At 55.8% G+C, this 26,214-nt stretch carries 23 protein-coding genes; 11 read left to right on the top strand and 12 right to left on the bottom strand.

What is annotated here, in order from left to right; all coding sequences use genetic code 11:
* Both HY282_11660 and HY282_11665 read left to right on the top strand, forming a co-directional pair.
* On the top strand, window positions 1–2,235 hold a 2,235-nt coding region (locus tag HY282_11660), incomplete at its 5' end, for a DUF4091 domain-containing protein (GenBank protein MBI3804405.1).
* A gap of 510 nt (window positions 2,236–2,745) precedes the next feature.
* A complete protein-coding gene (locus HY282_11665; GenBank protein ID MBI3804406.1) occupies window positions 2,746–3,570 on the top strand; it encodes a carboxypeptidase regulatory-like domain-containing protein in 825 nt (274 codons plus the stop codon).
* A gap of 74 nt (window positions 3,571–3,644) precedes the next feature.
* Here HY282_11665 and arsS read toward each other — a convergent pair whose 3' ends face one another.
* The 7 genes from arsS to HY282_11700 all read right to left on the bottom strand — a co-directional run bounded on the left by arsS (window position 3,645) and on the right by HY282_11700 (window position 9,569).
* Window positions 3,645–4,691, bottom strand: coding sequence for an arsenosugar biosynthesis radical SAM protein ArsS (arsS, locus tag HY282_11670; GenBank protein ID MBI3804407.1), 1,047 nt, complete (start codon window positions 4,689–4,691; stop codon window positions 3,645–3,647).
* An 11-nt stretch (window positions 4,692–4,702) separates the two neighbouring features.
* On the bottom strand, window positions 4,703–5,035 hold the full coding sequence (locus HY282_11675) for a carboxymuconolactone decarboxylase family protein (protein ID MBI3804408.1): 333 nt from the start codon (window positions 5,033–5,035) through the stop codon (window positions 4,703–4,705).
* Window positions 5,036–5,234: 199 nt separating this feature from the next.
* Window positions 5,235–6,287 carry a hypothetical protein gene (locus tag HY282_11680; protein ID MBI3804409.1) on the bottom strand — a complete coding sequence of 351 codons (1,053 nt, stop codon included), beginning with the start codon at window positions 6,285–6,287 and terminating at the stop codon, window positions 5,235–5,237.
* Window positions 6,288–6,514: 227 nt separating this feature from the next.
* Window positions 6,515–7,384 (bottom strand): hypothetical protein, encoded by an 870-nt coding sequence (locus tag HY282_11685; GenBank protein ID MBI3804410.1) that lies wholly within the window; start codon window positions 7,382–7,384, stop codon window positions 6,515–6,517.
* Between the two features lie 81 nt (window positions 7,385–7,465).
* Window positions 7,466–8,494, bottom strand: coding sequence for a hypothetical protein (locus HY282_11690; GenBank protein MBI3804411.1), 1,029 nt, complete (start codon window positions 8,492–8,494; stop codon window positions 7,466–7,468).
* Between the two features lie 167 nt (window positions 8,495–8,661).
* On the bottom strand, window positions 8,662–8,946 hold the full coding sequence (locus tag HY282_11695) for a hypothetical protein (protein ID MBI3804412.1): 285 nt from the start codon (window positions 8,944–8,946) through the stop codon (window positions 8,662–8,664).
* On the bottom strand, window positions 8,943–9,569 hold the full coding sequence (locus HY282_11700) for a sigma-70 family RNA polymerase sigma factor (GenBank protein MBI3804413.1): 627 nt from the start codon (window positions 9,567–9,569) through the stop codon (window positions 8,943–8,945). Before HY282_11700 ends, HY282_11695 begins: the two co-directional genes overlap by 4 nt.
* 235 nt (window positions 9,570–9,804) lie before the next feature.
* Here HY282_11700 and HY282_11705 point away from each other — a divergent pair, with 235 nt between their 5' ends.
* The 5 genes from HY282_11705 (at window position 9,805) to HY282_11725 (ending at window position 15,654) form a co-directional block, all read left to right on the top strand.
* Complete coding sequence (locus tag HY282_11705) at window positions 9,805–10,011, top strand: C2H2-type zinc finger protein (protein MBI3804414.1); 207 nt, start codon at window positions 9,805–9,807, stop codon at window positions 10,009–10,011.
* Window positions 10,012–10,299: 288 nt separating this feature from the next.
* Complete coding sequence (locus tag HY282_11710; protein ID MBI3804415.1) at window positions 10,300–11,424, top strand: RecQ family zinc-binding domain-containing protein; 1,125 nt, start codon at window positions 10,300–10,302, stop codon at window positions 11,422–11,424.
* A gap of 269 nt (window positions 11,425–11,693) precedes the next feature.
* Window positions 11,694–12,365, top strand: coding sequence for a TVP38/TMEM64 family protein (locus HY282_11715; protein ID MBI3804416.1), 672 nt, complete (start codon window positions 11,694–11,696; stop codon window positions 12,363–12,365).
* A gap of 157 nt (window positions 12,366–12,522) precedes the next feature.
* Window positions 12,523–14,040, top strand: a complete 1,518-nt coding sequence (locus HY282_11720; GenBank protein ID MBI3804417.1) for a mercuric reductase — start codon at window positions 12,523–12,525, stop codon at window positions 14,038–14,040.
* Between the two features lie 237 nt (window positions 14,041–14,277).
* Complete coding sequence (locus HY282_11725; protein ID MBI3804418.1) at window positions 14,278–15,654, top strand: NAD(P)/FAD-dependent oxidoreductase; 1,377 nt, start codon at window positions 14,278–14,280, stop codon at window positions 15,652–15,654.
* A 24-nt stretch (window positions 15,655–15,678) separates the two neighbouring features.
* Here the strand turns inward: HY282_11725 and HY282_11730 are convergent, their stop codons facing one another.
* Both HY282_11730 and HY282_11735 read right to left on the bottom strand, forming a co-directional pair.
* On the bottom strand, window positions 15,679–16,500 hold the full coding sequence (locus HY282_11730; protein ID MBI3804419.1) for a class I SAM-dependent methyltransferase: 822 nt from the start codon (window positions 16,498–16,500) through the stop codon (window positions 15,679–15,681).
* A gap of 448 nt (window positions 16,501–16,948) precedes the next feature.
* The gene (locus HY282_11735; GenBank protein MBI3804420.1) at window positions 16,949–17,554 is read right to left on the bottom strand and encodes a NifU family protein; all 606 of its coding nucleotides are present in this window, start codon (window positions 17,552–17,554) and stop codon (window positions 16,949–16,951) included.
* An 89-nt stretch (window positions 17,555–17,643) separates the two neighbouring features.
* Here HY282_11735 and HY282_11740 point away from each other — a divergent pair, with 89 nt between their 5' ends.
* A complete protein-coding gene (locus HY282_11740; GenBank protein ID MBI3804421.1) occupies window positions 17,644–18,564 on the top strand; it encodes a hypothetical protein in 921 nt (306 codons plus the stop codon).
* Between the two features lie 36 nt (window positions 18,565–18,600).
* Here HY282_11740 and HY282_11745 read toward each other — a convergent pair whose 3' ends face one another.
* The 3 genes from HY282_11745 to HY282_11755 form a co-directional block, all read right to left on the bottom strand.
* Window positions 18,601–20,352: a cytochrome c biogenesis protein DipZ gene (locus tag HY282_11745; protein MBI3804422.1), complete on the bottom strand. Its 1,752-nt coding sequence runs from the start codon at window positions 20,350–20,352 to the stop codon at window positions 18,601–18,603.
* A gap of 249 nt (window positions 20,353–20,601) precedes the next feature.
* The gene (locus HY282_11750; protein MBI3804423.1) at window positions 20,602–21,372 is read right to left on the bottom strand and encodes a molybdopterin-dependent oxidoreductase; all 771 of its coding nucleotides are present in this window, start codon (window positions 21,370–21,372) and stop codon (window positions 20,602–20,604) included.
* Complete coding sequence (locus HY282_11755) at window positions 21,356–22,288, bottom strand: cytochrome b/b6 domain-containing protein (protein MBI3804424.1); 933 nt, start codon at window positions 22,286–22,288, stop codon at window positions 21,356–21,358. Before HY282_11755 ends, HY282_11750 begins: the two co-directional genes overlap by 17 nt.
* Before the next feature lie 221 nt (window positions 22,289–22,509).
* Between HY282_11755 and HY282_11760 the strand changes: the two genes are divergently transcribed.
* The 3 genes from HY282_11760 (at window position 22,510) to HY282_11770 (ending at window position 25,412) form a co-directional block, all read left to right on the top strand.
* Window positions 22,510–23,700: a PD-(D/E)XK nuclease family protein gene (locus tag HY282_11760; GenBank protein MBI3804425.1), complete on the top strand. Its 1,191-nt coding sequence runs from the start codon at window positions 22,510–22,512 to the stop codon at window positions 23,698–23,700.
* Between the two features lie 149 nt (window positions 23,701–23,849).
* On the top strand, window positions 23,850–24,515 hold the full coding sequence (locus HY282_11765) for a hypothetical protein (protein ID MBI3804426.1): 666 nt from the start codon (window positions 23,850–23,852) through the stop codon (window positions 24,513–24,515).
* 216 nt (window positions 24,516–24,731) lie between these two features.
* Window positions 24,732–25,412: an SUMF1/EgtB/PvdO family nonheme iron enzyme gene (locus HY282_11770; GenBank protein MBI3804427.1), complete on the top strand. Its 681-nt coding sequence runs from the start codon at window positions 24,732–24,734 to the stop codon at window positions 25,410–25,412.
* Window positions 25,413–26,214 lie beyond the last annotated feature (802 nt).

Raw genomic sequence — 26,214 nt, forward strand, 5'->3', positions numbered from 1 at the left:
GGCCGGCCGAAGAATATCGTGATCTATCGGGAGCATTATATTTCGATCGTCTCCACCAAGCTCTCTTCCTCGGAGGCGAAGCCGGGGCTCTGGCCGGACGGACTGGTGCCCAAAGTCGATGAGTACTTTGGCGAAGTTCGCCGGATGCCGGGGGAGACGGTCGCGGCCTTTCCCTTTAATGTCGCCTCGGGTCGAAAACAGGGGGTGTGGGTCGATGTCTATGTGCCGCAGGGAACCCCTGCCGGCCTCTATAAAGGAACGGCGCAGGTCACCATCGGATCAACGGTCGCCACCAAGATCCCCGTTCAGCTGACTGTTCGCAATTTTGATCTCCCCTCGGTTCCCACTCTCAAGACCGCTTATTCGGTCGGCTTGGGAGAGACCGCCTATGGCCATTACGGGACACAAGCCATCACCGATGCCAAGTATTGGGAGATCATCTGTCTTTATACCAAAGAGATGCTGCTGCATAAGATTTCGAATGAAAACAGCATTTGGCCAACGCCGCCCTGGAACAGCAACACCGGGTCGATCACCTGGACCCTTCCGGCCATCTCGACCAGCTGCAATCAACGTTATCCGCAGTTTCTCACCGGAGGAGATCCCAACCTGCTTCCAAACGGAAAGCTTCCCGGGACAAAGCTCACCCGCGCCCGGATGCGGGATGGGACGGGGTTGAGCTCAACCGATGTTCGGTCGGTCGCTTATTACCGCAGTTACACCCAGCACATTGCCGACATGGGGTGGAAATCGCAGCTCTTTTATTATCTCTGGGATGAGCCCCCCTATCCTTCTCTCTCCAATACAGTCCGATCTTGCAGCCGGAACTATGTCGGGGTGACCAATCACGTTTGGCCCGATCTCTACCAAAAAGCGAAATATTTTTCAGACAACGCGATCGACATCCCTATTATGCTGACGACCACGCGCCAGGCGACCGAAGAGTGTTTTACAAACTATCTGGGCGTTCCCAATTACACTAAATATATTGATATCTGGACCGTTCCGAATCGCTTAATGCACGGCCGGCCGAAAGATCCCTGGCCGTTTAATACCAACCTGCGGAAGAGCTACGACTCGATCATTGCCGCGGGAAAACAGCTCTGGTGGTATCAGGGCTGCGGCAATCACGGCTGCGGCGGGTCGGAGGTGGGACCTCCCACGCCGATGGTCGATCTGCCGGCGGTCTATAGCCGCGCTTTTCAATGGTTGACCTATAACTATCAGGTCGACTATGCCGTCCCCGGTCCGACGACCGAGCTCTACTACGAGGCGGTCTACGCCTACAATATCCCGGGGAATGACCCCTGGAAGAATCTCTGGTATTTCACCGGGAACGGAGACGGCACCCTCCTCTATCCCGGCCGTCCCGACAAGATCGGCGGAACCCACCATATCCCGATTGCCAGCATCCGGCTGAAGCTGATTCGAGAAGGAATTGAGGATTTTGAATACCTCTCCTTGGTGGCGGCGAAGAAGGATCAGGCGGGATTGGACGGCCAGGCGTGGGTCAAGGCAAACATTCTGGATCCTTACGTGGCGATCGTCGATCCGGCGGACGGGGTCAGAAAATTAACCCCTTTTGCCTGGAATAAAAGTGCGGGAAGCACCACCTCCAGCACCGGGATCCTTCGCGCGCGAGAGGAGTTGGCAAAAGTGCTCTCTTCCACATCCTCCTCGTCTCCGCCTGTTTCTGCCACCAGCATTTCAGCGAGCGATTCATTCGACCGGGCAAATAGCAGCAGCCTGGGGGAAAACTGGAATGTTTATACCCCCGCGTATCAAATCTATAACAATCAGGTCCGAAACACTGACACCGCCAGTCAAGAGGCACAACGGCTATCCATCATCGGCGCCAATCAAGACGTCGCTGCCTCTTGCAAAGTGGCCGCCAGCGGCAATAGTTGCGGGGTGATCGCCCGTTGGTCGAACGCCAACAATTTCTATTATGTCCGGCTCGACCCGGGTCTCGGAAACATCGCTCTCTTCAAGAAGGTCAATGGGGTCTATACGCAAATAGCCACTGCGGCCCGGGCGATGGCCTATAATACCTACTATCGGCTTCGTCTGGTGGTCAAGGGGAGCAGTCTGACCGTTTATTTCGCCAATGAGTCGACCATCGCCATCGCCGCAACGGATGTCGCATTGTCTGCCGGCAATTATGCCGGGCTTCGCTCCTATACGTCGGCCGCATTCACGACCTACTTTGACAATTTCAAAGCCGCCACTCCGTAATGATTTCTCACCGGCCCTCGGAGAAAAAGCGCTCCGAGGGCCTTTTTTATTTACTCCCCAACTGCTTCATAAAATATAGAGGGAAGAAACTCCCTTCGGAAGCGGCCGAGTCGGCTCCTGACGCGAAACAGCGTTATTCAGAGCCGATAATCCAGATTTGTTTAAAAAGAATCTTGACAAAGGTGAATCTTTTTAAATATTATGGGGGCCAGCTTCATACCCTCATTTCGGACCGCGGCTTCATCAGGCGGCATCCGACTTGATGTTCAGGGTACGATGCAAAGTAGAAGGCGTTTTGATAAAACTAAATGCCTTCCACGGCAACGTGGGGAGTAAGGCTTAACCGGGTAGGTTATGACGGAAGTTTTTCTTCCCTGATCCTGTGGAAGTGCAAACGGAATGCAAGGCGATTCCTACCAATATCCTTGAACCAAATAAGCAACCATGGGGGAATGAGAAGGCCAGTCGGCTTTCTCTTGAGTTCAAGACCTAAAACAAGGAGAGAAACAGATGAGTAAGTTTGGCAGGTTGTTTGGAACGACAATGATGTTGGGTTTGTTGTCGACGACGCTGGCCTTTGCGGAATACGCAGAAGCGCCGGTGGCCGACGGAGGATCCATCACCGGCAAAGTGACCTTAAAGGGGAATCCTCCTCCTCCCCAAAGCTTTTCTTTTGAGAAGTTTCCGCAACCGAAGTATTGCAGCCAGGCTGATTCGGATGGCAAGGGAAACCGAGTCCGTCAGGATGTCAAGGTAAAGGGTGGCGGGTTGTCGGATGCAGTCGTTTTCATCGAGAAGATTGAAAAAGGAAAGCCCTTCAAGTTCGAGGGAACCCAGGTGAAGGCACATTTCTGTGAATTCCTCGTCCAGGGCGGCCCCTCCCAGTCGGTCGGTGTCGTTATGAAGGGAAAAGACATCAGCTTCACGAATGAAGATGCCGATCCGAGCGAGGAGAAGTCGAAGGAAGGGGTTCTCCATAATCCCCACGGCTATGAGATGAAAGGATCCCAGAGCACGACCCTCTTCAACAAGCCGCTTCCTAAGAAAGGCCAAACGATCAAAGAGACGATCAAGCCGATTGCTTTCAAGAAAGAAGATTCTTTCATGAAGGTCGAGTGTGATCAGCACAATTACATGAACGTCTGGTTCCTCCCGGTTGCCAGCCCCTATTATGCGATCGTCAACGAGGATGGAACATTCTCGATCGACGATGTTCCTCCCGGCGAATACGAACTGAAGGCGTTCCACCCGTCCCTCGGCTTCGTTGAGCAGAAGGGGATTAAAGTCGCAGCGAAGGGAAAAGCGACGGCAAATTTTGAGTTTACCGGAAAGTAAGTCTCTTCAAAAGTAAAGTCAAAAGGGGGATGGCGATTCGCCACCCCCCTTTTTTTTGAAAAGTGAATCGATGATTAGGTCACCGCTCCGCCGCAAGAGGAGCCGGCCCCGGCCGTACAGCCGTAGCAATGGTTTCCGGTGACGATGCGGCGATGAACAAGGGCGGCCGGATTAAAATCGGAGATATGTCGGGGTGTCAGATCGCTCACCGGTAGATTGAGCATTTGATTGAAGTCGCAATCGTACAAGGTGCCGTCCCAGCCGACGGAGAGGGTATAGCGGCACATCACCCCGGCAGCGGCGGCCGGATTGAAGGCGTTGACCAACCGCTCCATATAACTCTCCAGGTTCCCCGTTTCAATTAAAAATTCGAGAAAGCGGCTGATCGGCATGTTGGTGATTGTATAAAGGTGATTAAAGACGATGCCATATCGGTGCTCCAGCTCCCTGCGAAATTGTCCCTCGATCGCTTTTTGTTTCGGTGGAAGAAATGCGCCGACCGGATTGTGGACCAGATTTAAAATCAGGCCGCTTCCTTCGACCCCGTAGCCGATCTGATTAAGAAGCCGGAGGGCGGCAATCGACTTTTCGAAGATCCCCTCTCCCCGCTGCGCGTCGGTCTGTGCGGAACGATAATAAGGAAGAGAGGCGATGATCTCGACCCGATGGCCGGCCAAGAAGGGAGCGAGATCGGATTGGGACGGCAAAAGCAGCACGCTGAGATTGCATCGGTCGATGACCTGTCGGCCCAGCGCACGCGCCTGTGCCACAATCCACCGGAACTGCGGGTTCAACTCGGGGGCGCCGCCGGTGATATCGACCGTCGGGATGTCGGTCTGCGCCAGCGCTTCGATACAACGCGCCGCCGTCTCCTGGGTCATCACCTCTCGGCGATCGGGGGCGGCATCGACGTGACAATGACGACAGGTCTGGTTGCAGAGTTTTCCGAGATTCATCTGGAAAACCGAAATGCCGGTTGCATAGAGCGGGTCGAACCCGGCCTGCCGCATCCGCTCCTCGAAAGGGGAGCACCTGTCGGTACGGGAGAGAATTCGAATCTGCTCGCGTTCCGATGTGAGCGGACTGCGACGGGCCTTCAGGCTGAGTTTTGTTTCAGCCATTTTTATCTCTCCTACATCGACAACTTGTGAGCCACATTCCGCATCTGGAGGCCGTGGACCAATGAGGCCCCGCCGCGGATGGCGCAGGCGACATGGACCGCCTCGGTCATCTCCTCGACATTGGAGCCTTTCTCAAGGCAGGCCTGTGTGTAAGCGTCGATACAGTAGGGGCACTGCACGGCGTGGGAGACCGCCAGCGCAATCAGCGCCTTCTCCCGCTCGGTCAGCGCCCCCTCGGCGAAGACGGCGTTGTAATAGCCGATGAACTTCTCCCAGAGCTCTTTGTTTCCTTTTCCCATCTCCGCAAACTTCCCGAGATCCCCCGGATGGTAATAGCTCTCCATCGTTTCTCCCTTATGAGTGAACGGCAAAGCTGCTTCTCGTGCGCCCCTTCCGGTTCATTAGATCTCTTTCGTGCCGAGAAGAGCGGCTCTCTTGATATGTACCATGATCGGTTCAGATACTCAAGCGGCGGTAAAAAAGGCCCCGCCGGAAGAGGAGACGCGCTCTTCCGGCGGGTTGGAGGGGTGTTCCTCCTTGGGTCTATTGATCGATGCTGACGATCGGGCAGTTCACGACGACCCCGATCGCCCCCCAGGGGGCGCCGTCCGGACCGGTGATCCGTCCTTCCGAGGCGAGCCGCGCGACGGTATTGAAATCCATCTGGGCGGCGTTGGTTTTGGCGGTGATCGCCTCCGCCTTCCAGACGGCGATATGGACATCCCACATCGGGCTATAGGCGGTGGCGCGATCGCCGAAGGGGATCTCTTGCACGATGTTAAACGGATCCCCTTCGCCCATCAGCGCTGAGCTGAGTCCTTGGCGGGCAGGGTTCATCTTTCCGGTCTGGCCGTTTGCAAAGGGGATCAATCCGGTCAGCGCGGAGGTCGGGGCGTTCGAGCCTTTCGACGGGGTCGCGGCGAGCCGGGGGGTGTAGGTGGCCGCTTCGACCGCAGCCACGCCGGGATCGGAGGCATTGAAGGAAGTATAGTGGACGACCTTTCCCTCAAAGAAGCCCTTCGTCAACCGGAAGATTCCCTTTTTATTCTTCATGTCGATCGAAACGGTCCGATCATGCTCGCCGGTGCCGTTCTTCACATGGGGGGCATTCAACACCGTGCCATCCGGAAGCTCGATCAGCGGGGTGTAGCCGGCCTCGGCGATGGCGCCCGGCTTTGCTTCCTTCGGGGGGAATCCGGTCGGTCCCGGAACGACGCTGCGGACCGGGGTGAAGATCACGCTGCCGGTAAACTCGATCATCCCATCTGTCATTTTCACCTTCTCGACCGCGTTCGTCCCTTTGGCATTCGCCATTTTGGGGGAGTAGTGAACCCCGCGGCGGGCCGCATCTTCTTTGTCGGAAGACTCCGTCACGACATACCAAACGGTCTCGCCCCCGCGCCGTCCCTCAAAGATCGGCAGGGTGACTTCGGTAAAGTCGGCGTTCTCCACGGCGCTCTTGAGGAGAAGCGTGTGTCCCGTCTTCATTGCTCCTCCCTTCATCGTCAGATCCTCTTTGGCCGACGCCGTCGCCGACAGTGCGGAGAGGGAGAAGAGAAGCGTCCATGCGGCGAGCTGTTGTTTTGTTGTTTTCATTGCCGTCCTCCTTGGTAGGGTGAAGGTGATTTCAATCTGCACGGATGTATGTCGCACGAGGCGGGAACTCCTTACACCGGGCCGGATAAAATTTATCCCAAATAGTAATCGAAGCCATGGAGGTTCAAGTCAAGACCAAGAAATGTTTAGACGAGGAAGAGAGTGGAACGACGGCGAGGCGCTCTTCCGGGGGAGAAGAATCCCCCGGAAGAGTCAAGAAGATCAGATCAGAAAATGACGGGAAAGAGGCTTGATTCGTCTATGTTCGGGGTGTGCGTATCGTCCGGCTGCGTGTTGAGTCCCGGCGTGAAGAATGTTTCCGGGGTCGGGAAGGTACTTCCGGAAAATCCCGCCGTGCTCGCGTTGAACGGGCCGTTGTAGGCGAACGGCGTCGTCACGTCGAGGGTGAACGGCGTCGGGGAGGGGAGCCCTTGCTCTCCCGTTTGTGTGAGATGCATCGATGTGGTCATATTGACCGGACCGCTGAATGAGAAGATCGAAGATCCCGCTCCGGCGACGAACGAGGCCGCTTTATCGGTCTCCTCAAAAGCAGTGGTCAATCCGGTTGCCGCATTGATCTCTTGAATGACCTGCTGATCGATTGACGCTTTCATGGTAGCGGGGTCGAGGGTAAAAGTAATGTGTCCCGCCAGATGGAACGGCGCTCCGGTCGCGGTTCCGATTCCGAGATCGATCGTCGAGTTGATCGTTCCGGTCAGGGTGTTCGGCCCGTCGAAGTCGGGCGCGGTTTGCGGATCGGCGCCGCCGTCGGTGCCGCAGGGAAGCCCACAGCCGAAGTCGGCGCTGGTCCAGACGATCTTGAAAGGATTTCCGGTAAATGAGCCCGGCATCCCGACCCCCTTCACATAATTGGTTAAGGTACAGGTCATCACCCCGTCGGCGCCTCGGGCGCCGCAGGTCGGCGCGGTGTCCGCCTGCATCACCGTTCCCAGCTGGGCCGGGGTGATGGCAAACCCGAATGTGGTTGATCCCACCGTCGTACTGGTGGTGTTTGTCTGGATGTTTTGTGCAAAAGCCGCTCCGGACAAGAGGAAGACCCCCATTGCCCCGAGCGCCAAAAGGTGGATGCTTCTCATACAACCTCCTTGTCTTTGTGAAGGACCTATTACTCCGTTGTTGCACTTCTCCCAGGGGCGGGGGAGAAGGTGTTGATCGTGTCAGTGGTCGACGCTGATGACGGGGCAATTGATGATGATTCCGACGGCGCCCCAGGTCGCCCCTCCCGGGCCGGTAATCAGGCCTTGCGCCGCCAGACCCGAGATTTGATAGAAATCACTTCGAATATAATTTTGCTTGCTCGCGACGGCGCTCGGGGTCCAAAACGAGAGAAAGGCATCCCAGAGGGGACTGTAGCCGGCGCTGAGGGGGATCACCTCCAAGACATTGAGCGGATCTCCATCTCCCATCAGTGCGGAGCTCAACCCTTGGCGATCGGGATTGGTGGCGCCTGTTTGACCGTTTGCGAAAGGGACGATGGGAGAGCGGGCGGAGGTGAGGTCGTCCCGGCCGATTCCCGGTGCCGCATTTAAAGCCGGCGCATAGGTCGATCCCTCCAGTGCCGCCACCCCCGGATCAGTGGCGTCGAAAGAGACGTAGTGGACCGGCTTGTGGGCATAGCGTCCCTCCGTTTCTCGGAGGACCACCTTTCGCTGGGTGAAGTTAATAGAGAGGACCTTGTCGTGCTGGCCGGTCTTGTTGGCCAGATGGGGCGCATTCAATACGGTTCCATCGGGCAGTTCGATCAATGGAGTGTACCCCGGATCGCCGACGGAGCCGTATTGGGCCGCCAGCGGGGGAAATCCGGTCGGTCCCGGGGTGACCGAATGGACAGGAGTAAAGTCGACGCTCGCGTTGAAGTTCACGATCCCGCCGGTGACCGTCACTTTTTGAGCAGCCGGGGTTCCCTTGGTGTTGGCGAGCTTCGGAGAGAAGTTTACGCCGCGGGCGATGGCATCTTTTTCATTGGAAGATTCTGTGACGACATACCAGACGGTGTCGGTCAGACGTCTTCCCTGAAAAAGAGGGAGGGTCACTTGGGTGAAGCTCGTATTTTCCACCCCGCTCTTCATTAAAAGGAGATGGGTGGTCGCTTCAGAGCTCGGAACGGGGCCGGCGATCGGCGCCGCAATCAGGGAGACGGACAAAAGGAGTCCCCCTGCCATGATCGGATAGATCGGTCTTTTCATCGCTCTCCTCCTTGAGTGTAAGGTAATAAAGCCACTTCCTGTTCGCCGATAGGTCGCCGAGACGGAGCAATCCTTACATAAAAAATAAAAAAGTAAATCTTATGGAGAAAACAATGAGAATGATATGAGTCGAAGAAACGGTAAAAACCTTACAAAGAATAAGGAAATTATTCCGTTGGAGGACGGAGTGACCGTTTTATCCGTTCCTTTGCCTCGGGGGAGAGGGCGGCGGGGGCGTTCTGACCCGCTCTCTCAGCGTCTCGCCGGAGGATGCTTCGAATGAAGTGAAGTTGCTTCATGTAGCGCGCGCACCATTTGCAAATCAGAAAATGAAGCCGCATACGAACGTTTTGCTGCAGCGAGAGGGGGTGCTCCATCGACTCTGAGATCTGCTGAACAACCTCCTTACAAGGAGGGGTGATCCGTGCGAGAAATTGGACGAGGATATTCACTTGCTCTCTACCGAATTTCTCCCGAAGAAGTGAACTTCAAGGCACTTCCTCAACTGCATTCGGGCGCGATGGAGTAAGACCCAGAGATTCGAGGTGGAGATCTTCAAGGTGTCGCAGATCTGGGCACTGCTGATGTCGTCGATCTCCCGAAGCGAGAAAACATGGGCCATTCGCGCAGGCAGTTTTGAGAGACAGCCGTCGAGCGCGACCCAAAACTCCTTTCGCTCAAAGAGGACCCCGGGATCGGCCGCCCATTCGGCCGGGCCGGTCTCATCCCGTTTCCAATGTCCCTGCTCGTCGAAGACCCCTTCCATTTCCGCTTCGAATTGCGTCGCATCCTCAATCGGCATTTCCCGGCTGCTCTTCCGGAAATGGTCGATGATCTTGTGCTTGAGGATGCCGATGAGCCAGCTTCGCTCGGACGATTCGCCCAAAAAACGATCCCGGGCCTGCAGGGCCGAGAGGAGCGTCTCCTGGACGACATCCTCGGCAAGCTTTGGATCACGCAGCCGAAGGAGCGCGAAGCGATAGAGGATATTTCCGTGCAGGTCGACCCATTTTTCCGGGTCGGAGGACGACGCCGCCCGCTCCGGCAGTCGATTCATGGCGCTTTCAGTATTCAAGGAGGTCCCCTCGATTAACGGGGTTGTAGCATGTTTGTCCGGAGATTTGCAATTATTTTCTTAAGTAAGAGCGCTTGGAAAAAATTAATCTCTTCTGAAGGGTGGAAGTGAAAGATGTAAGGGAGGACACTTTAAAATTCTTGCCGACAGACTATTCTGAACTTGATAACGACGGGTCATTCATTACGTGATCTTACACTCACTAAAAATTAGAGGAGATGAAGGAGGAGATAGCATGGAGGGTTATAAGTGTCAGGTCTGTGGAAAAATATTAGCAAGCCAACAAGATCTTCTATCCCATGAGCTAGAGCATGCCCCTCGTTTTGAATGCGCTGTTTGTGGAGAGGTATTTAGATCCAAGGAAGAGGCCTACACACATGAGGTTGGCCGACATGGCCGGCCTCCGGCCACCGATCCGGTGCCGGCACCCCGGCGCAGCTAATGGACGGCGCATCCAAGATTAAGGGCGCCATCGCTGATCGTCAGCTTTCACATTCATCCGGCACATTCATCCGGGCCCCTAGGCTCAACCGGATCATTTTGCCGAGCCTCCTTGCTGAAGACAGGGTTAATCTTCTAGAATGAGATAAAGGGGAGAGGTCGACCGGGACCCGGAACGTCTCATCCCCAATTCATCGGAGGCGGTGCGCTACCGATAAGAATGTCAGAAGAGAAGGTCAGGGATGATCAAAAAGATCGAGCCGTGCAGCACAATACGGAAAGATCGGCCATGGTCCCTGCCGGTGCGGCAGGCGAAAATCTCTTTTTCGAGGTTTTTCGAACGGTGAACGATGCGGCCAAGCGGCAGCTTCTGCTGCAGCTGCTTCGGGAAGAGAAGGGGACCGGCCTGATTTATGTGACGACGGCAAAACAGGCCGAAGAGCTCTATCGATGGCTTTTGTCGGCGGGGGTGAGTTCCGCTCTCTATTGTGAAAAGGGAAAAGCCGCGCAGCGTGAGGGGGCCCAACGCCAATTTATGGACAATCTGTTTCAGGTCATGGTGACGACCCCTCCTTTCGGGATGAAGATTGATCGGCCGGATCTTCGTTTCGTCGTCCATTACACCTTTCCCGACTCGCTCGAGCGCTATTATGAAGCGGCAGGGCGCGTGGGACGAGATCGGTATCCGGCGCGGGCGATCCTTCTCTGCAGCCGGCTGGAAGACCGGCGGATTCAATCCGCTTCTCTGGCGGAGCGGTTTCCCCACCGGGAGGAGTCGCTTCGATTCTATGAGATTCTCAGTGAGTTCTCCGAAGATGTGGAGCCGGGGGAAGGGGTCTCTTTGACCTCATTAATCGCCGCTTCGGGATTGGCGGAGCGCCGGGTCAAGGTGGTGGCTGCTCAATTGGATGAGGCCGGGATCGTTAAGCGAAAGCGGCAGCGGATTCATCAGCTGCGCGAGTTTAAAGACCGCGCCGAATTGGAAACCTTCTTGATCGACTACGAGCGACAGCACAGGAGCGACCAGGAACGTCTTCAGGGGGTGCTCCGCTACATCCAGACGACCATGTGTCGGCTCCGGTATTTGAGGAATTTTTTCGGTGAGACGGTCGAGCAAAACTGCGGTCGCTGCGACAACTGCCGGCGTGCCGCCGATCGGTCCGCACTTCGGTCGACCTCAAAGGCGCCCCTCCGAAGGCGAACCGCTTCCTCGTCTCCGCGTCCGTTCCGAAAGGGGGAGATGGTCAGCCATCCGACCTTTGGAGAAGGAGAGGTGATGGAGGGGGAGGGAGAGAAAACGACGGTCGCATTCGTCCGAGGCGGAATGAAGAAGGTGCTCTCCTCTTATCTTCAAAAACTAAAAACCGGGTCGCTTCAACGCCTTGCCGGGAGCGATTTGGGGAAAAAGGGATGAGTCCCCTCAGCGCAGACCTTCAAGACGGTTCCGGATTTGGACCCGGCCTGTGTTCGCGTCATTCGGCGGGGTGGACAGCCAGGTCGGCCGATCAGCGATTTGCGTCGGCACGGGACCTCTTGACGCCTACGTCCCTTTCCTTCGAAATCCGAATCAGCTCCCACAGCGATAATTCTTGACACCTCAAAAAACTCTGCCAAAATAGCGGCGACGTGACGGGATTGCAATGGGACGGAGCGTCTTGCTTTCGAGTCGCTTCGGTGGGAGGGATGGTGAAGTCGAACCAGAGGCGCGCGATCCTCTTTCTCCTGGTGTTTCTCTCCCTTGTTGCGGCGGTTCGCCTCGGAGGGGTGGGCGACCTTCTCGATCAGGAGCGACTCCGGAGCGGAATCGAACGGTGGGGAGCCTGGGGGCCGCTGCTCTACATCGCGATCTTCGCGATCGCTCCGGTCCTTTTTCTGCCGGGTCTTCCGTTGACGGTCGCAGGAGGCTTGGCCTTCGGACCGGTCTGGGGGACCGTTTACGCGTCGATCGGCTCCACCCTGGGGGCCGGACTGGCCTTCCTCGTCGCCCGCTACTTCGCACGCGGGGCGGTCTCGGAGATGCTCGGAGAGCGGTGGAAGAAGATCGATCAAGGGGTTTCCGAGCGGGGGTGGCTTTTTGTGGCGATCACACGGTTGATCCCGCTTTTTCCATTCAACCTCCTCAACTATGCTTTTGGGCTGACGAAGATTCCGTTTCCGATCTATCTATTTACCTCTTGGCTCTTCATGCTTCCGGGGACGGCGGCCTATGTGCTCTTCTCCAGCTCCCTTCTCGGTCTGCTGAAAGGAGAATTCTCCCCCCTCTTTTTAATCGGGCTCTTTCTCCTCGTGCTGGTTTTCTCGATGCCGTTCTTTTATCGAAGAGGGAAGGGGACTTCGCCGAATATTGAAAAGTGAACGGGCCGGGTAAGCGGCCGCGCCTCCAATCGGTGATTTTCGGCATTTCTATTTCCAATCCGGAAAGGTATGATCGAAAAATGGACTTGAACAGCGCGCTTCAAAAAACCAACCCGGTTCACCTGCCGTGAGCGCGCCTGCAGATCGAGCGGGAAAGATGTTCCCCGATGATGAGTACAACCGTCAGCTCCTCGCCAACGTCCATCCGCCGGGATGGATCAATCCGGAGCCGCGCGGCCGATATCATCTGGTCATCATCGGGGCCGGCACCGCCGGTCTGGTCACCGCCGCGATCGCGTCGGCGCTGGGAGCGAAGGTTGCCCTGATCGAGCGTCATCTGATGGGGGGCGACTGTCTCAACGTCGGTTGCGTCCCCTCCAAGGCGCTCCTCCGCGCCGCCCGCGCCTGGGCCGAAATCGGCCGGGCCGAAGCGTTCGGCGCGGCGAGTCTCGCCGGGGTGAAACATGATTTCGGCGCGGTGATGGCCCGGATGCGACAGCTGCGGGCGCAGATCAGCCCCAACGATTCGGCGAAGCGGTTTACAGAAAAGGGGGTCGATGTTTTCATCGGAGAAGGCCGGTTCGTCGCGCCCGATGCGGTCGAGGTGGACGGCCGGCGGCTCTCCTTCTCGAAAGGGGTCCTCTGCACCGGCGCCCACGCCGTCCTCCCGCCGATCCCCGGGCTGGCGGAGGCGGGGATTCTCACGAACGAAACGGTCTTCAGCCTGACCGAGCTCCCGCAGCGGATGGCGGTCCTCGGTGCGGGGCCGATCGGCTGTGAGCTGGCGCAGGCGTTCGCCCGCTTCGGCAGCCGCGTCACCCTCTTTGAGAAACAGCGGCAGCTTCTTCCCCGCGAAGAGGCAGACGCCGCCCGGATTCTTCTGGCGCGGATGGAGCGAGAAGGGGTGACGGTCCGCTTCCAGGCCGATCTTCTCCGAGCGGAAGGGCAAGGGGGTGAAAAGGTGCTTCACTATCGGGCGGCCGGGGAGGAGAAGCGCTGGGTGGGGGATGCGATTCTGGCCGCCGCCGGCCGGAGGCCGAATGTCGATCGGCTGGGGCTGGAGGGGGCGGGGATCGCGTATGACACCGAGCAGGGGGTCCAGGTCAATGACCGCCTTCAGACGACTCATCCAAAAATCTTCGCGGCGGGAGATGTCTGCTCTCCGCAACGGTTCACGCATGCCGCCGACGCGATGGCGCAGATCGTGGTCCAGAACGCCCTCTTCCCCCATCCGTTCGGGCTCGGCTATGCCGGCACCGGATCGCTGATCATTCCCTGGTGCACTTATACCGATCCGGAGGTGGCTCACGTCGGACTGTATGAAGCCGAAGCCGAGGCAAAAGGAATCGAGGTCGAAAGCCATACCGTTTCACTCCGTGAAGTAGACCGCGCGATTCTCGACGGGGAAGAAGAGGGGTTCGCGCGCGTTCACTTGAAAAAAGGAACGGACCGGATTCTCGGCGCCACGGTTGTCGCCTCTCACGCCGGCGACCTGATCTCTCAGTTCGCGCTGGCGATGACGGCGGGGATCGGACTGGGGAAGATCGCCCGGACGATCTATCCCTATCCGACCCAGGCGGAGGTCATCAAGAAGGTGGCCGTCGCCTGGCGAAAGGGAGCGCTGACCGGAGGAAAGAAAAAAATCCTCCGCCGCTGGTTTGACTGGAATCGTTAGCGCCTGACCTGCCCGGTTTTTCTTCACGTTGTTGTCGCTTCATCTCACTTTTAAACCCCCGCTCGAACTTCTCGGCCGTTTTCTCATCGACAACGAATTGTAAAGGGCCGGCGCGTCAAGGCGGGCCTAGACCTGAGCCGCCTTCGTCCATACTGAGGAGCGCTTTCGCGCTCCCATTGTTTGGTATGTCTGAAAACTTTTATAATTGAGAAGAATTATTCATTCAAAGGAGTGGAGATGGAGCGATATTCTCTTTTGGTTCTCGGGGCCGGCTCGGCGGGACTCTATGGTGCCCTCAAAGCGGCGGAACTCGGCGCACGCGTCGCGCTGGTGGAGGGGGCCGACCTCGGCGGCACCTGTCCCAACCGCGGCTGCCTTCCGACCAAGCACCTCGTCACGGCCGCGGAGCGCTATTACTATGGCCAGCTCCGTTCCTTCCGCGGCGTGAAGCCCCGCCGAAGTCGGTTAAATTTTACCGCCTTGATGTCGGAGAAAAATGCGGTGGTCCAATATGCGCGCGAAGAAAAGGAGCGGATGGTGTCGGACCATCCGAACATCACCTTGATTCGGGGAAGAGGTCGGCTTATCTCCGGCGAGGCGGTCGATGTGAACGGAACGGTTCTCTCCGCCGAGAAGATTCTTCTGGCCACCGGCTCCTCTCCGATCCTCCCGCCGATTCCGGGGCTCGCGGAACGCGGTCCGCTCAACAGCGACCGGGTCCAGTCGCTCACCCGCCGGCCGCAGCGATTGATCGTGATCGGCGGCGGGGAGATCGGTCTGGAGTATGGCCAGCTTTTTCTCCACCTCGGCACCGAGGTCGTCCTCCTCGAAAAAGAAGATCGGATTTTGCCGCGCGAGGAGCCGGAGATTTCAGCAGCGCTCCGGCGTTACCTTGAAGAAGAGGGGATGGAGATCCACACCGGCGTCGAGCCGGAGCAGGTCGAGTCGCTCCCGAACCGCCGGGGCCATCGGGTGACGGCTCGAAAGGGAATGGAACGGGTGGCTTTCGAATCGCCGGCCCTTTTTGTCGCCATCGGACGGCGTCCGAACACCGATTCTCTCGGATGGGAGAAGATCGGGCTGAAACGAACCGAGAACGACGGGATTGAGACGACCCCTTATTTTCAAACATCGATTCCGACGCTCTTTGCTGCCGGGGATATCCGGGGGCACCGGCGAATGCTCGCCAGCATTGCCGACCGGGAAGGGGAGCTCGCCGCGGAGAATGCGCTGACGGGGAGCCGACATACGATGGAGTATCTCGGGATTGCTTATGCCATCCTGACCTCTCCCCAAGTCGCGAGCGTCGGCCTCAAAGAGGCGGAGGCGCGTGCGGCGGGCCATGCGGTGAAGCAGGTCGATCTCTCCCTTCCGGAGGAGCTCCCGAAAGCGACCGCCGACCGGGGTTGGGTGAAGCTGGTGGTGGAGGAGGGGAGTCACCGGATCCTCGGTGTTCACCTCCTCGCGGCGAAGGCGGCCGAGGCGATTCATGAGGCGATCTTCATCGTCAAGAGCAAGCTGACGGTCGAGGAGGTCTGCCGGACCGTCCATGTCTATCCGACCGTCGCCGAGGCGATCCTCCGCGCCGCAGAGGCATATCCCATGGTGGTATAGATTTCCCATTCGCGGGCTTGGGGTTTACGTCGGCCGTTGTGCGATCACCAGGCAATCCTGGCCGATCGGGTATCGGTATTCGATCGGAAGCCATTGGTCCAGATCGACCAAAAAAATCAGAAACGGGTGAACCAAGCGGCGGAGAAATTTTCTCTTTTTAATCGACTTCTCGAACACGCAGGCCGACTGCCAAATCGGCCCCGCCGGGTAGGAAATGTGTAAAGACCGAAGGTCCGCCTGCTCCAACTTCCCCTCAAGTTCCTCCTTCGTATAACCGAACCGCTCGACGTTGCACCGCACGCTACTTTCTTGAGGAGAGGGGTTGTTCTTTTCCGATCGGCTCAAAAAGGGAAAGAGACGTTGCCGTAGCGGCGGGCCCGGCGGGGTGGGGACCGAGAGGATGAGATAACCGCCCCGCTTCAACGCTCTGGAAAAACGTTTTAGCGCCTGAACGTCATCTTTCAGAAAGGTCAGGACATGCATTGAGAAGATCAGGTGAAAGGATTCGGTAAAGGGGAGCCCTTGTATGTCGCCCACCTGAAACGAGAGGTTTTGGGTCCCTTTCCTGTCAGCGATGGTTTTTGCGCGCCCAATTTTCTCCGACTCGATTTCGACGCCGGTGATCTCCCACCCCGGATAACGCTCGGCCAAATAAAAGGAGTGGGCGCCGTTGGCACATCCGGCATTGAGAACGGCCGCGTTTTCCGGAAGGGTGATTTTTCGCAGCGCTCGCATGAGATAGTGATTTCGCGATCGATCGCCGAGATGGGTTGTTCCGAGCCACTCCAGGGCGAGCCGTTTAATCGGATCGTTCTCCAGTAATGCTTGTTCGCATCCGTAAGCCATCTCTCCTCCTCCGTCGTTTTACCTGCGTCGTCTGGGGCATCGTGAGGCGCAAGTTCTATGCCTCTTTGTGATTGGATTCAGGCGGCCAATCTACGGGAGGATGGTTGTCGAGGTTGAGGAAGAACTGTGGGGCCAAAGACAGAAAGGGGTTGTCACTATTTAGCAACCTGTCGTCGGCGAGGCGGAAATATTTCTGGATGATTGTTTGGGAGAGTACGTTCTAAGGTCGCGGGGTTTTACTCCACGCCCCACCGCAGGGGCCGGCTTGCCACGGCGCCTTTGGATTTTCCATGTTACTCCGGTTGCTCTTCGACACGCTCAGGATGACCGTTCAGGGTGAGCCCTTCGGCTCGCTCAGGACAGGCCTGTCGAACCCTGTTGCGGCCGCCCAGGAACAGAGGTGTAGAGCGCGCATTCCTTTTGATGTTGAATGCCTAACGTTTGAGTTTTAATGTTTAAATGTGGGGATGGTTCCGGTGGGGGTGGAGAAGAAGGGGTTGGTGCCGGCGGAGTGGTCGGTGACATCGACGAGGCCGGTGATCTGCGGGAATTTTTCGGCGAGGATGCGGATGACGCCGTGGTGCAGCGTCTTATCGGCCATGGTGCATCCCTGACAGCCGCCCGACATCTCGACGTAGGCGATGTTTTCTTTGAGCTCGACGAGCTTGATGTGGCCGCCATGCTCGGCCAGTCCGGGGTTGATGGTTTCGTTGAAGACCTTTGAGATCTCGCGGGCCAGGTCGGTATCCCACGCCGGGTTCGGATTGTCGATCACCCATGCCTGCGCCATCCCGGTGCTGGAGTAATCGATCGTCGATCCCTTGATCAGAGGCTCCGATTCCCAATTGATGAAGAATTGATATTCTCCGCATCGGAAGACAAAATCGCGCGGATCGGCCTGCCCGGGTGCGACGTAGTCGAACTTGTATTTAAAGTCGCCGCCCTCACGCGTGACGGTGAGCCGCACGCCGATGTCGCTTCGGCCCTGTAGGGCCTGGCGGACTTTTTGGACGGCGTTGTCGGTGAGGGTGGCAATGGGTTGGTTAGGTTGCAACAGAGTTCTCCTTGTGTAACTAAAGCTGTAATCGTACAATAACACAGCTGGAGACTCGAGTCTAATCTAAGTGACTTGGAGAATCGAAAATGGGAAGAAACAAAAAGAAAGATCCAGTTAGATTCAATTATTACCTTATTGCTTTTATTGATATTTTAAATCAGAAAGAGTCCCTGCAAAAATTTAAGAGACTTCCTGTCACGGCAGATGAGAAAGAAACATTCTCCCAAGTAATTAGGGAGACCTTTGGTGTCGTAGATGGATTCCGCACATCGTTTGAGAAGTTTTTCAGTGAGAAGGTTAAAAGCACGATTCCTATGGAAATGATTCCTGAGGAACATCGACAAATGTTTATAGAAGCTCGAAAAACTGAAGTGAAGTTCCAAGGATTCTCAGATACAATTGTGGTTTATGTCTCATTGAATGATGAAACAATTAAAGCTCCTATAAATGGAGTTTTCGCCGCTTTAGCAGCTTGTGCATCAACTTTTCTGATCTCTCTGGCGATCGGTCATGTGTGCCGTGGAGGAATCGAAATCGGTTGGGCGTCTGAATTCTACGAAGGAGAAATATATGGATCTGCTCTTTTGGATGCCTACCACCTGGAGAGCGAAGTGGCTCAGTATCCTCGAATAGTTATTGGAGACCAAGTGATTAATTATCTTATGAGTATGAAGAGAGCCGAAGGGTCGGACCCTTTAACGAAGATTGGTAGCCAAATGGCAGACTTTTGTCTTTCTTTGTTCGCACGAGATGTTGATGGTAATTTGATTTTAGATTACCTTGGGGAAGGTTTTAAAAAGCATATGGCTCCTAACGGTTTTGTCGGTGATTTTAAAGATATTCCTAAGAAGGCATATAAATTTGCAGAAAAAGAACTCGAGAAATGGAGAGAAGCACGGAACACAAAACTTTCTATAAGATATAATCTTCTTCTTAACTATTTGAACGCAAGGCTTCCCTTATGGGAGGACAATAATGGTCCGAAGAGTGAGGCCTCTAAAAGTTAAAAGAATTGGATTATATTTAATTTTATTCAAACCTTCTCACCCAAATGTAAACGCATACAATTCCACACTCGGGTTCTCGAAGATCATCTCGAACAGGTGTTCCGCATCGTCTTCCTTCGGTAGGGTGATCAAGTTATAAAGCCGGGCATCTTTGATGATTGTCTTGCCGTCCGCGCCGACATCGCTCCCCCGCATGTCCGCCGGGATCGGCGCCCCGTCGACCAAAACCTTCGCCGGAATTCCTTTATCACTTCCCTTCATCACCAAATTTAGCTTCGGCGCTTGAAAGCGGAATTGGATTTTGCCGCCGGGGGCTTGAAGGATCGCCGCCTCATCGGCCACCTTCCAGGTGCCGCCGAGCGCCCAGTCGTTGAGGCGGAGCGCGGGGGGCGGGGTGTAGTTTGTCGTTGTGTCGAGGGCCATCCGCTCGTTGGAAAAGAAATTGCTCGCGCGGCTGTAGCCGACGTAGGTTTCGGGGGAGTGGATGCGGCGCAGGTCGGCGTTTCGCTTCGTCTCATCGACTGCCACCGGTCGGTGGAGGAGCTTTGCCTCCATCAAGACCGATTGAATCGCCTGCTCGAAGACATCTTCGTCTCCTTCTCCGAAGTGAGTCAACCGCAGCTTCCCCTCCGCATCGATCAGATATTTCGCCGGCCAGAACTGGTTGTGGTATGCCTTCCAGGTGCCGTAGTCGTTGTCGACGGCGACCGGATATTTGATTCCGTGCCGAACGATCGCCGACTTAATGTTGCCCACCTCTTTCTCGAACTGGAACTCCGGCGTGTGGACGCCGACGATGACGAGCCCCTGATCGCGATATTTTTCATCCCAGCGGGTGACCGCCGGCAAGGTCCGAATGCAATTGATGCAGGAGTAGGTCCAGAAGTCGATCAACACCACCTTGCCGCGCAGGCTCTCTTTGGTGAGCGGCGGGGAATTCAGCCAGGTGGTGACCTCGGCAAATTCCGGCATCGTGCCGAGGACCGGATAGGGAGACTTCTTGTTGGCGGCCAGAGCACTGTCGGGTCCGAAGGCGCTGCCGGGGTCGGACGGGGTGTTGACGGTTCCGGTCAGCTGTTTTTCGATTTGGTTGGCGACGAAGAGCGATCCCGGCAGCTTGGCGAGGAGCAGGGTGTCGAGGTTAAAAAAGAGGGCCACGACCGTGGCGAGGGTCAGGGCGCCCAGGGCCTTATGAAAGGACGGTCCCCATTTCCGTAATGACGTAACCCGCTCTGAAATCCGCCGGCCGCCATATCCGATCATCAGCATCGGCACCGCGGCTCCGAGAGAATATGCGGCCATTAAGAGGAGCGTCGGCGCGAAAGAGGACTGCACCGCCGCCAAGGTCAGAATGATTCCCAGGATCGGTCCGGCGCAGGGAGCCCAGATCAGTCCCAGCGACGCACCGAGCAAGAGTGAAGAGACCGCCGTTTGCTTGCCTGACATTTCGCCCATGCCGGGGATCAGCTGTACGAGGGCACTGATCCTCACCCCGATCCCCGCCCAAAGGGAGGGCCAAAGGAGGGTGAAGGCGAAGAAGAATAAGAGAATAAGGGCGGCATCTCTGAGCATGGCGTTGCTGAGGCCGAGGAAGGTGCCGAAGAGTGAGAAGATCACGCCAAAGCCGGTAAAACTGATCGCAAGCCCAAGAACAATCCAGAAGGGTCGGTGGCGGTGATTTCCCGAAACGGAGGCGCTCAGAAGAGGGGGAAGAATCGGCAGAATGCACGGGCTCAAGACCGTCAGTCCCCCTGCGATGATGGCTAAAATTCCGAGTGTCCCGTTCATGATCGTCCTCCTGCAGCGCTATTTCATTTAAATTAGCATACTTTGTTATTTCTTTATACGCTCCGGCTCCTTCGCCCCCCCCTTTCCCCCTTGCCGGTCTTATTGTTGGGGTGGCTGAGTGATTCCTTCCATATATATAGGTCGGAGGGGGTTCCGTATTCCTTACATCCCTTTTTTGAATATCAGCGGGGTGTCCAGTGTGCGGGGCACTTATGAAGAAGGAGGGGGGGAGGGAAGCTGGGTCGGACGCTAGATCCCGGCATACCATTCGTAGCCTTGGTCTTCCCAGTAACCCCCTTTTCCGCCGGCGATAGGGTCGAGGCGATCGACCAGTTCGATCTGCATGATGTACTTCGCCATCTTGTAGCCGAGTTGCCGTTCCACCCGAAGCCGGAGCGGCGCGCCGTTCCCGATCGGGAGCGGCCGGTCGTTGAGGTCGTAAGCGAGGATCGTCTGAGGGTGATAGGCATCTTCGAAGTCGATGCTCTCGTAATAGTAATTTCCAGATTCGTCCGGATCGGCGGCGTGGAAGACGACGTAGCGGGCGTCCGCTTTGGGTCGGACCTTCTCGAGAATGAGGCTCAGCGGGACCCCTTTCCACTTTCCGATCGCGCTCCATCCCTCGACGCAATCGTGTCGTGTGATCTGGGTGCGAGAGGGAAACTGTCGCAGCTCGGCGAGGGAGAAGTCGGTCGGTTGTTCCACCAGGCCGCTCACCTCCAGTTGCCAGTCGGCAAACTGGTTTGCGGCGAGGGCGACATACTCTTCAGTGTCGGGGTTCGTCGATCCGTTCACCGGAAAATCGGCCGAGAGATCGGCCTCGGTATACTCGCGCGCCATCGCTCTGCGGGGGGTAATCGCCCGCTGCACCCGGCGGGTGACCCCTTCCGCGCTGCTGAGAAACCCTTCAAACCACGGCTTCCGTGAGAGGTTCTCGCAGCCGGCCAGGAAAAGAAGACCGGAGAGTTGGGCGGCGCGGACCAAGAAGTTTCTTCGGCCGAGGCTAATTCGTTTCTTCATCTTCTGCTCCAGATTTCGGAAGGAGATACCATCCGGTGACCATTGATCGAAGGTTATTCCGAAGGCCTGTGATTGCCACCATCAGGAGGTGAACGACGGTATAACCGATGAAGGCGAACGCGGCGATAAAGTGGATGGTCCGGGCCGACTGCCGTCCGCCGGACAGGGTGAGCAGGCCGGGAAAAGCTGCATCGATGTCGGGCGACATCGTTAGCCCGGTCAAGACAATTAGGGGGGCCAGGACGAAAACCACGCTGGTGTAGGCAATCTTCTGAAGGACATTATAATGCGCTGCTTCCTCGCCGGCGGGATGGCGGAAGCGAAGATGGTCGAGAATCGCCGCGCCGATCCGTCGAAGGTCTTCCTTCTTCGGAAGGAGATCGAGCCAGAGATGCCGGCGCGCGAGGGAGAAAAAGGCGAAGATCACCCCATTGAGGACAAAGATCCAGGCGAAGAAGAAGTGCCAGCGCCGTCCCATCGACAGCCATTGATGAGCCGGCAGGGTCATCCACTCCGGGAAACCCCGGCGATAGAGCGCGCCCGCTTCGTTCCGCGAGGCGCCGAAAAGGCCGGTGGTGTCGAAGGCATGGCCGAAGAGGGTGGTCACCCCCCGCATCTCGCCGTTCTCCGTCCGGACCGCTTTCATGGCCAAGAGGGGCCGGTCGCGATCGGACCGCTCTCCCCAATAGAGCGCCGGATGGGCGTTAAAGATTTGGAACCCGCTCATCAGAAGAATCGGAAGACAGAGGACATTGAGCCAATGACCGAGCCGGACAAAAAGGGGATGTCGGAATCGCCAACGACGGTCGGGAGGAAGGGGAGCGATCCGGTTCTCTTCGGAGGGGATCGGCGCGGAGAGACCCTCTTCCGGCGTTGCATCGGGGGACGCTTCCTCTTTTTTGTTCGGTTCTTCCATCGGAAGGGCCCTTATTTCTTGGTTCACACTATCACCCCATTCATTCAATGTCAAAAAGAAGTCGGATCAAAGTGCGATTCCTTACATGATTCAATCAAAGTCATTGAAATATCTTTTGACTCTTATTTGTAGGCCGGGTTACAATAGCCGCCAAAGAGCGCCCGCCGGTGGGTTTTCGGCGGGACCCATCCATGATCGACACCGCTGTTCGGACGGAACCGATGATCTATTCCCCATCCCGACTTGAAACCTATCGTCAATGTCCCCAAAAATTTAAATTTACCTATATTGATCAAGTTCCCTCCTCCCTTGAAGGGGTCGAAGCCTTTATGGGATCGCGCGTCCACGAGGCGCTCTATCAGCTCTACCTTAATCTCCGCTTCTGCAAAAAGATGTCGTTGGAGGAGCTGCTTTCCTATTATGAGGAGATCTGGGAAAAGGAGTGGCACGGTGACATCCAGATCGTCCGCGATGAGATGACCCCGGACGAGTATCGGGCCCTCGGCGAGAAGTGTCTGGTCGATTATTATCGCCGATATGCCCCCTTCGATCAGACCCGGACGCTTGGTCTGGAGCATCCGGTGCAGTTTGCTCTCGATCCCGACGGAAAATATTCTATGAAGGGGTTTATAGACCGACTGAGCCAGCCGAAGGACGGGGTGATCTGGATCCATGATTATAAGACGAAGGGTTTTTTCCCGACGCAGCAGGATCTCGATCAAGATCGCCAGCTTGCTTATTATCAGATGGCGATCCAGCAGCTCTGGCCTGAAACAAAAGAGGTCGAGCTGATTTGGCACTATCTGATTTTCGATCAGGAGTTTCATTCTCGCCGGACGCGAGCGGATCTGGACGCATTGCGGGAGGAGACGATCACGCTCATCCAAGAGATCGAGACGACGACCGATTTTCCGGTCAAACAGAGCGCGCTTTGCAGCTGGTGCGAGTACCGAGCCCTCTGTCCCCTCTTCCGCCACCAGTATGAGACCGCCGCGCTTTCGAAAAACGAGTACATGAGCGAAGAGGGGGTCTTCCTCGTAGAGCGCCTGGCGGCGCTTCAATCCGAAGAGGCGCGGATCAAGGGAGAAGTGGAGAAGGTCAAGGAAGCGCTCCTCGCCTATGCCCGGAAAAAGGGGGTCGAGGTTCTCTTTTCCAAGACGCACAAAGTCCGGATCAAGGTTTATGACAATATCCGTTTTCAGGGGAAGAGCGATCCGGGAAGAGCCGCTCTGGAGCGGGCGATCAAGGAAGCCGGGAAGTGGGAGGAGGTCTCATCCCTCGATGTTTATGCCTTGTCAAAGCTGCTCTTGAACGGGACATGGGGCGCCGATCTTGCGGAGCGAATCAAAAAATTCGGAAAGTCGGAAAAGAGCCCCTGGATTAAGGTTTTCCCGCGTGACGACCAGAGATAAGCGTTGCGCTTGCGCAGCACCGTTCTGTCAAAAACTGACCTTCTTTCTCCTTAATTAGAAGAGCGCTGGACAATTTATCCGTAATCCGTTATAAAGCACTCCGTCGAACCTGCGCGAACATGCGCAAACATACGATTGAGGAGTAGTAAATGACCCGAATTCTCACGCTCCTTTTTATCCTTTCAACGATCCATCTGGCCGAAGCGGCCGACTGGAAGGCGATTCCGATCCTTAAATCGGGGATGGTTTCTGCGACGGCGAATCAAAATTTCGGGAGAAGCCCCGGAAAGACGGAGAAGACGGCGCTTCCCGATTTTGCCTCTTTCCCGCAGACCCTCCAAGCGGCCAGCACGGATCAGGCGGGAACCGATCGGAGCGCGAAGGCTGAGATGCGTTTAGAGATGGAGCCCGGCGCAATCCGCTTTAGAGGTAAATTGGAGACGACAGACGCCGTGCCGACCGATTTTCTTGCGCCGGTGGCATCGATGCAAGGCGCAGTCGTCGTCGATTTGAAGATCATGCTTCCCAATGAAACAGGCACGCTGAAGGGCTCCTTTCGGGTCAGTGCGGAAGGGCCGGCCGCGATCATTCCGCCCGGAGAGAAAAATCCATTGCCCGATAGCATTATTGCCAAGGTTTTTGTGAATGATGAGCTGGTTCTCAACTCGGTCGACTTTGTTTCCGGGGTCGATAAGGAAATTCCGCCGCTTCATCACGGCGATATTGTGACCCTGCTTTTTCAAGAAGATTTCAGCATGTTCTCCTCAGGGCAAGCCGACCTTCTCTCCACCTTCCGTTACACATTCAGTCAGTAATCGGTTTTGAAAAGCTTTGCTTCGTACAGAATGAATGTGCTAAGCTGCTAATCAGGGAAATCTATGGACAAGATCTTTATCAGGGCTTGGATTGCTTTTGTTGGGTTTCTCTGTCTCGTTGCAATTATCGCGATTCGGGTTACAACGCCGAAAGACGAAGAGGGTGGCGCGCCCGTCCAGACGGTCAAGTCTTCAGGACCTCCCAAGGAGAACCCGATGGTTCCAGTTCCAGCCGGGGAATTCACAATGGGGAGCGAGGAAGGGGGCTTCGACGAGAAGCCAATACACCGGGTTTATGTCGATGCATTTAAGATCAATCAATATGAGGTGACACAGGCGTATTATGCCGAGTTTGTGAAGGCAACCAACCACCGCTCCCCGCTCTCCCGCTATGTCAAAAACATCAACTATTTTAACGACCAAAACCAGCCAGTCATCTATGTCACCTGGGAGGATGCCGACGAATACTGCCGTTGGCGGGGAGAACGGCTTCCGACAGAGGCAGAGTGGGAAAAAGCGGCCAGAGGCGTCGATGGAAGCCCTTGGCCTTGGGGAAAAGACTCGAAGCCGGTATTTGCCAACTTTCTCGGAGACGGCGACCCGGTCCATTACACATCCGTGGTCGGTTCATTTGAGAATGATAAAAGTTCCTACGGGCTCTATGATGTCGCCGGGAATGTGCGGGAGTGGGTCGGGGATTGGTATGAAGAGCAGTATTATCGGCATTCGCCCGCTCGAAATCCGAAGGGTCCCGATCAGGGAGAGATGAAATCGATGCGAGGGGGTTCCTGGAACGATTCTCCTATCTCTGGGACGACGACGGCGCGCATGAAGATGTTTCCGGATTATCGTGATACAACAGTGGGGTTCCGGTGTGCTCAGTCGATTAAGGGATAAACACCTGAAGTACGGTTAAAGAAGATTGAGCCAATATAGGACAAGAAAGATTGCGATGAGGGCATTAAAAATCAACCCGACAATCACAATCATATTGAAAATCTGGGGATCTTTATGGCGCTCCTTGGTATCCACTCTGTTGGCTCCATCGTTTATATTGAAGCGAAATTACAGTACCACAGGATTTGGAAAAGAGTCAAGTTTTTTGGTGTAACACTGGAAATTTGAAGCTTATACAGGTAGCGTCCGTTAATGTATGCTTTTTATCCTATTATATTGTATTCGCTATTACTAAATGTATGAAACATTTTTTCCGCGATATAAAGTAATTCTAAGTCTTTGAGAAGTTCTGGTGAGAGTGCCCCCATTTTAATTTGCTGGAGAGAATCTGGTGCTACGATATCGGGTGCTATGACGATATTATAGAGTCGGTGGCACGATGCCTATACGAGCTAATTTATGAGTTTTGAAGTTTTACTTTTTTCTTGACAACCTTTATTTTTTGGTATATAGTCCCGGTCAATTTTCTTACCAGATTACTGAGAGCCATTATTCCTGAGGGGGTGAAAATGGATCAAAAACAAGGCCAAACAGTTGGGAAAATTATATTTTTTATTACGATGATTCTTTGTTCTGGCATTATCTGGTATATCTCTGCTCCACCTCCCGGCTTCACGCACTAAATTCAGGTCAAAATGTTAGGCATGCTTTTTTTTCTTAACGAAGTTCCTACCATTATTATAATGATGGAGTTTTAAAAATGGCGAATCAGGACGCAAGTGGAAGCGGGACAGGAAAAACG

The sequence above is a fragment of the Candidatus Manganitrophaceae bacterium genome (assembly GCA_016200325.1).
Classification (GTDB): Bacteria; Nitrospirota; Nitrospiria; order SBBL01; family Manganitrophaceae; genus Manganitrophus.

What these genes read in the sequence shown, in the direction of transcription:
- HY282_11690 (MBI3804411.1), bottom strand. Translation starts at nt 8,494, where the DNA reads ATGAAAAGACCGATCTATCCGATCATGGCAGGGGGACTCCTTTTGTCC.
- HY282_11715 (MBI3804416.1), top strand. Translation starts at nt 11,694, where the DNA reads ATGGTGAAGTCGAACCAGAGGCGCGCGATCCTCTTTCTCCTGGTGTTT.
- HY282_11665 (MBI3804406.1), top strand. Translation starts at nt 2,746, where the DNA reads ATGAGTAAGTTTGGCAGGTTGTTTGGAACGACAATGATGTTGGGTTTG.
- HY282_11760 (MBI3804425.1), top strand. Translation starts at nt 22,510, where the DNA reads ATGATCTATTCCCCATCCCGACTTGAAACCTATCGTCAATGTCCCCAA.
- HY282_11725 (MBI3804418.1), top strand. Translation starts at nt 14,278, where the DNA reads ATGGAGCGATATTCTCTTTTGGTTCTCGGGGCCGGCTCGGCGGGACTC.
- HY282_11730 (MBI3804419.1), bottom strand. Translation starts at nt 16,500, where the DNA reads ATGGCTTACGGATGCGAACAAGCATTACTGGAGAACGATCCGATTAAA.
- arsS (MBI3804407.1), bottom strand. Translation starts at nt 4,691, where the DNA reads ATGGCTGAAACAAAACTCAGCCTGAAGGCCCGTCGCAGTCCGCTCACA.
- HY282_11705 (MBI3804414.1), top strand. Translation starts at nt 9,805, where the DNA reads ATGGAGGGTTATAAGTGTCAGGTCTGTGGAAAAATATTAGCAAGCCAA.
- HY282_11720 (MBI3804417.1), top strand. Translation starts at nt 12,523, where the DNA reads ATGTTCCCCGATGATGAGTACAACCGTCAGCTCCTCGCCAACGTCCAT.
- HY282_11745 (MBI3804422.1), bottom strand. Translation starts at nt 20,352, where the DNA reads ATGAACGGGACACTCGGAATTTTAGCCATCATCGCAGGGGGACTGACG.
- HY282_11680 (MBI3804409.1), bottom strand. Translation starts at nt 6,287, where the DNA reads ATGAAAACAACAAAACAACAGCTCGCCGCATGGACGCTTCTCTTCTCC.
- HY282_11765 (MBI3804426.1), top strand. Translation starts at nt 23,850, where the DNA reads ATGACCCGAATTCTCACGCTCCTTTTTATCCTTTCAACGATCCATCTG.
- HY282_11710 (MBI3804415.1), top strand. Translation starts at nt 10,300, where the DNA reads ATGGTCCCTGCCGGTGCGGCAGGCGAAAATCTCTTTTTCGAGGTTTTT.
- HY282_11755 (MBI3804424.1), bottom strand. Translation starts at nt 22,288, where the DNA reads ATGGAAGAACCGAACAAAAAAGAGGAAGCGTCCCCCGATGCAACGCCG.
- HY282_11740 (MBI3804421.1), top strand. Translation starts at nt 17,644, where the DNA reads ATGGGAAGAAACAAAAAGAAAGATCCAGTTAGATTCAATTATTACCTT.
- HY282_11685 (MBI3804410.1), bottom strand. Translation starts at nt 7,384, where the DNA reads ATGAGAAGCATCCACCTTTTGGCGCTCGGGGCAATGGGGGTCTTCCTC.
- HY282_11675 (MBI3804408.1), bottom strand. Translation starts at nt 5,035, where the DNA reads ATGGAGAGCTATTACCATCCGGGGGATCTCGGGAAGTTTGCGGAGATG.
- HY282_11770 (MBI3804427.1), top strand. Translation starts at nt 24,732, where the DNA reads ATGGTTCCAGTTCCAGCCGGGGAATTCACAATGGGGAGCGAGGAAGGG.
- HY282_11750 (MBI3804423.1), bottom strand. Translation starts at nt 21,372, where the DNA reads ATGAAGAAACGAATTAGCCTCGGCCGAAGAAACTTCTTGGTCCGCGCC.